Source organism: Lysinibacillus sp. 10T31 (assembly GCF_056394365.1).
The window spans coordinates 1-4,719 of record NZ_JBFTHS010000108.1 but is presented as its reverse complement, the minus strand read 5'-3'; the positions used below and the strand labels follow the sequence as shown (position 1 = coordinate 4,719).

At 36.3% G+C, this 4,719-nt stretch carries 6 protein-coding genes; all 6 read left to right on the top strand.

Translation table 11 applies throughout. The features are described from left to right. On the top strand, positions 1-225 hold a 225-nt coding region (locus AC1DCY_RS26815), incomplete at its 5' end, for a protein rep (RefSeq protein WP_477355627.1). A gap of 346 nt (positions 226-571) precedes the next feature. After that, positions 572-745, top strand: a complete 174-nt coding sequence (locus AC1DCY_RS26810; protein ID WP_427526974.1) for a hypothetical protein — start codon at positions 572-574, stop codon at positions 743-745. Positions 746-820: 75 nt separating this feature from the next. After that, entirely contained in the window at positions 821-1,414 is a 594-nt protein-coding gene (locus AC1DCY_RS26805; protein ID WP_477355624.1) for a hypothetical protein, read from the top strand. A 529-nt stretch (positions 1,415-1,943) separates the two neighbouring features. Further along, entirely contained in the window at positions 1,944-3,188 is a 1,245-nt protein-coding gene (mobV, locus tag AC1DCY_RS26800) for a MobV family relaxase (RefSeq protein ID WP_477355622.1), read from the top strand. A gap of 18 nt (positions 3,189-3,206) precedes the next feature. Continuing rightward, positions 3,207-3,488, top strand: a complete 282-nt coding sequence (locus tag AC1DCY_RS26795) for a helix-turn-helix domain-containing protein (protein ID WP_477355619.1) — start codon at positions 3,207-3,209, stop codon at positions 3,486-3,488. A 242-nt stretch (positions 3,489-3,730) separates the two neighbouring features. Next, the coding region (locus AC1DCY_RS26790; protein WP_477355616.1) for a protein rep at positions 3,731-4,719 on the top strand (989 nt) is incomplete at its 3' end.

Genomic DNA, 4,719 nt, shown 5'->3' with positions numbered 1-4,719 from the left:
GTTCAAACGGTGAAAGATTTAGATACAGCATTAGCTTATAAACGCCTGATTTCCTACGGTGGTTTACTGAAGGAAATTCATAAAGAATTACAGCTTGATGATGCTGAAGATGGTGACTTAATTCACATCGATGAAGATTCTGACGAAGTGGCAAATGGTGCTATTGATGTGATGGCCTATTGGCATGTTGGATTAAATAATTACGTGATTAAAAGTGAGGGCTGAGCATGGAAAAGGAACGGAAATCTCCAAGCGAAATGGTTAATATAGAATTACTGGAAACCTACAGTCACTACAATCGTATCTATCTGCGGTCACCAGAAGAACAAGACTATATTGCTTTGTTGCGAAATGAAATGTTAAACCGAATGGAAGAAAGATCAAAGGAGTAGCGAACGCTACTCCTTTTAGTTTTTTAACTAGGGTATTCAACAAGTTCCTCAGTTAGTTTCAAATGTGTGTTCTAATTCCAACACTTTGTAATGGCCTATTGGCATGTTGGGTTAAATAATTATATTCTAAGAAGTAGTTTATTGGAATTAAATGAAATTTATAGAAATGAGGTTATGAAATGGATTTTTTAATATGGGCTTTAATTTATTTGATTTTGTTTGGTCTTTTTATACTAATAGTTTTAAAAGTTGATATTATTAGTAAAAAAACAGCTGCTAATTTAATAAAATTAAATATTTTATTAACTGCACTTTATTTGATTTATATTTGGTTGAAGTTTTTATTGTATTAACTTTTATTTCAAGCTTCCATTTTAATGGAAGCTGATGTATCCTTATATGTGAATATATTACATAGGAGGGTTTTTGTGGTAAAAAAAATAATATTTTTATTTACATTTATGATTTGTTTTTTAATTTTAGGTAATACAGATACATCGGTTTTTGCACAAGAATTAGAAAGTGATGAAGGTGCTATTGATATTAGTGTAGAAGATCTTGGGGAACTTCCTTATACTGTTGTTTCAGAGGAACAAGTTATTTCAGATTATATGGAATGGGCTAATGTTGACCGTGAAACTGCAGTTAAAGAAATGGGATTAGAAGAATCTAAATCTTTAACTGCTAGAGCTTCTTCTTCTTGTTGGCATGAATGGAGAGAATATAAAATACCTAAAAAATTAATAGACTCTACAGCTAAAGCTTATTTGACTACATATCCTTATATAAAAATGAAACAATGTGGTGATGATAGAGCGGAAATTACTGATGTATCTCCTCAAGTGAGTTATGAAAGAGAGGGTGGTATAGCTATTTCAAATATTGTTCTTAAAGATATTACTGCAGAGAAAGAATCAAAGTATGTATGTAGAGTAAGAGCAAATGGAGTTATAACAAATACTTTCGGGTTTGAATTAAGAGATTGGAAATATAGCCAACCTTTCACTTTCATGGGACCGTAAATATATCGAGACATAAAAAGAGTAGCATTTGCTACTCTTTTTATTTTGGAAAAAAAGAAAAAGCGACGCTCTCCAGAGGTAAGAAGAATCGTCGCGAGTCGAGTAAATGAAAGAAGAAGAAAAGAACCTCTCCTTTTATTTTATTGCTAGAGGGTTTGGGCGACACGTGACGGTTGTCAATCTAAATTTGCGATACCGGACCGAAGGGAGGATAAGGAGCGAATTTGGATTGACTACCTCGCTGCACCCGAACCCTCTTGGCATTGAACAAACCACCGTTTGTTCCTGCCTACCGGCGAGGGCCGGAAGTTTTGAAACCTGGGTTTCAAACCGCCGGAGGCTTATGCCATCCAAGGTGCTACCTTGGTCGTGAGTTTGAGGGGCGAAACCCTCAAGGTCTTTTGCATGCTGCAGCATGCTTTGGCGGTAGCCAACCAGCCTCGCAGAGCACGTTCTCTTGGTCACAAGAGTATAACGTGCTATACTCTTGGCAATAAAAATTGTCAGAGTATGGGGGTGCATCGGTCACATGGAGTTGGCTTGGAATACACAAAAAAATCAAATCACAGATGTTAAAGGCAAAGAAAATGAGCAAGAAAGAAAAGGCGAAATTAGAAATGATGACATTGATCTGGAGCGTACAAAAAATAATTATGATCTAGTAGAGTCAGAGAAAAATTTGTATCAGAGAGTAAAGCAGCGAGTGGACGAATTAAAAGAGACTGGTTCGAGAGTGCAAAAAAATTCGGTTGTGATGTATTCCAATATTTTGACCGTTCCTCAAGAGCAAGCTGAAAAATGGGGCGAGAAAAAAACGGATGATTATTTTAAGGGGTGCTACGAATTTTTCTGTAAGGAGTTCGGGAAAGAGAATGTAGTGAGTGGAAAAATACATAAAGACGAAACGACACCTCACATGCATTTGCACTTTGTGCCAGTCAATAAAGAGAACGGAAAATTGCAGGCACGAGTGGCAATGAACAAAGCAAAAATTAATTACATCCACGATACCTTGCCGAAATTTTTACAAGAACGTGGCTTTGACGTTGTGCGTGCTAGTGGCAAGACGAAAGAGAAAAATATTGAAAACATTCATGAATACAAAGAAGTTCAGAAGAAAGTTGCAAAGAAAGAAAATGAGTTAGAGTATTTGGACCAAACCCGTACTTTACTAGAAAAAGAGATTGGAGATAGAAAAAAGGAGTTTTTAGCATTGAGCGAAAAACTTCCGAATGATGGGGATATAAAAATTCGTGTAAAGGGCAAAGAGGTTAAAACAACTGTTACACCTAAAATGTTTGGGAAACCTGAAATTGTTGAACAGGAAACCGAGAATTTTATTGTGACACCTAAAGAACTAAAGAACATGCATGAGCAAATAAAAGCTGCGTATCAAATCAAACGAGATTATGAGCGTTTGCAGACGACGGATCTGGTGCAAGAAAATAAAAAGCTGCGCCAGTTGGCCAGTCATAAAATGAACGAAAATGAAGTGTTGAAAAAGGAAAATGCAAGTTTAAAAACTCACTTGAGGTCGGCTACAAATGAAATTAGCGTTTTAGAAGCCCGTATAAGCGATTTAAAGGCCGAAATTAAATCGATTTATAAAAGTGCTAAAGAATTCGTTAAAGAGCGTACAAAGGGCGCTATGGCCTTTAGAGACGTTTTTAAGGGGTTAATAGACAAGGTGAAAGAAAAAGTGCCTGGGGGCGAATTTGAGAAGGTTCACAAGAAGGATTTGAATCAAGAGAGAAATAGAGGCATGGAACGCTAAAGGGAGTGAATGATTTTTATGGCTACAAGAAGGAATGTGTCTACTTGGCGTAAGATTCATGAATTAGGAAATAGTGATGACGAAATGGATCTTGCATATGCTGAGATTCTTGCGACAGCAATGGATTATAGGGTTAAGAAAGGAATATCGCAAAGTGAACTTGCTAAAAGAAGTGGATTAACAATAAGTGTGATTTCAAAAATTGAAAATCAGCATAGTGTACCATCGGTAAAAAACTTTTTGAAATACATTCGAGGTCTTGAATTAGATTGGGCATTTATTATAAAAAAAGACACCTAGAAAGGTGTCTTTTTTTATGGTTTTGGAACGGAATTTTGCGAAGCGAAATTGAGTTCCTACTTCTCTTGATACATATAGAAACAACTCAAGCGCCTGAAAATCATTGTGCGCCTTAGAGCCTCAAGGGTTTGAATGGGTTTTGTCGGGTAGACAGAGAAAAAGCCTTCTGCTATGATTAAAGTGTCGAATTTCAATCAAAATAGAGGGCTTTTTGTACCCTCACCAGAAGGCGAGGTTTATTTATGCATTTGTACTCAAATGATAGCACGAGTAACCCTAGTGAATCAAGAGGTAAAGAGAATACTGATATCAAGATTTTAAAAGATACTGATAGTCGAGGGAAAGAACGAGATTGGAAAGGTAAGAAAAAGCGTTCTTTACTGATGGCTGAACATCATGAAATAGCAGCATTAAAGAAAAAAGCTGAGCGTATGTATGATTGCGGCAATTATTTAGTGTTCAAAATAAAGGATAGTCGTTTGAAACTATATCAAGCCTATTTCTGCAAAGCGAGGTTATGTCCAATGTGCAACTGGCGAAGGTCATTAAAGATTGCCTTTCAAAATAAAAAAATCATTCAAACATTGAATGAACGTGAAAAAGTAAAATGGGTTTTCTTAACGTTGACTGTTCGGAATGTCGAAGGTGACAAGCTGAAAGAGACAATGGATCAGATGACCAAGGCTTGGAATCGTTTTGCTGGTTATGCCAAATTCAAAAAGTCAGTTAAGGGATATTTTCGAGCAATGGAAGTAACTCGGAACTGGGATAAAGAAAGCGAATGGTACGGTACATATCACCCTCATTTCCATGTGTTGCTTGCTGTTCCTACAAACTATTTTACCAAGAATTATATTAAACAATCTGAATGGACAAGCATGTGGCAGCGTGCCATGAAATTGGATTATACACCGATTGTTCATGTGGCCAAGGTGAAGCCTAAAATGGAATCATCGGATTTTGTTGAAATTGAAGAGGAAGTAAAAAAGGTGATTCTTGAACAAAATGCTATTTTTGAAGTTTCTAAGTATCCAGTGAAGGATACAGATGTTATTCGTGGTAATAAAGTGACACCAGAAAATGTTCAAACGGTGAAAGATTTAGATACAGCATTAGCTTATAAACGCCTGATTTCCTACGGTGGTTTACTGAAGGAAATTCATAAAGAATTACAGCTTGATGATGCTGAAGATGGTGACTTAATTCACATCGATGAAGATTCTGACGAAGT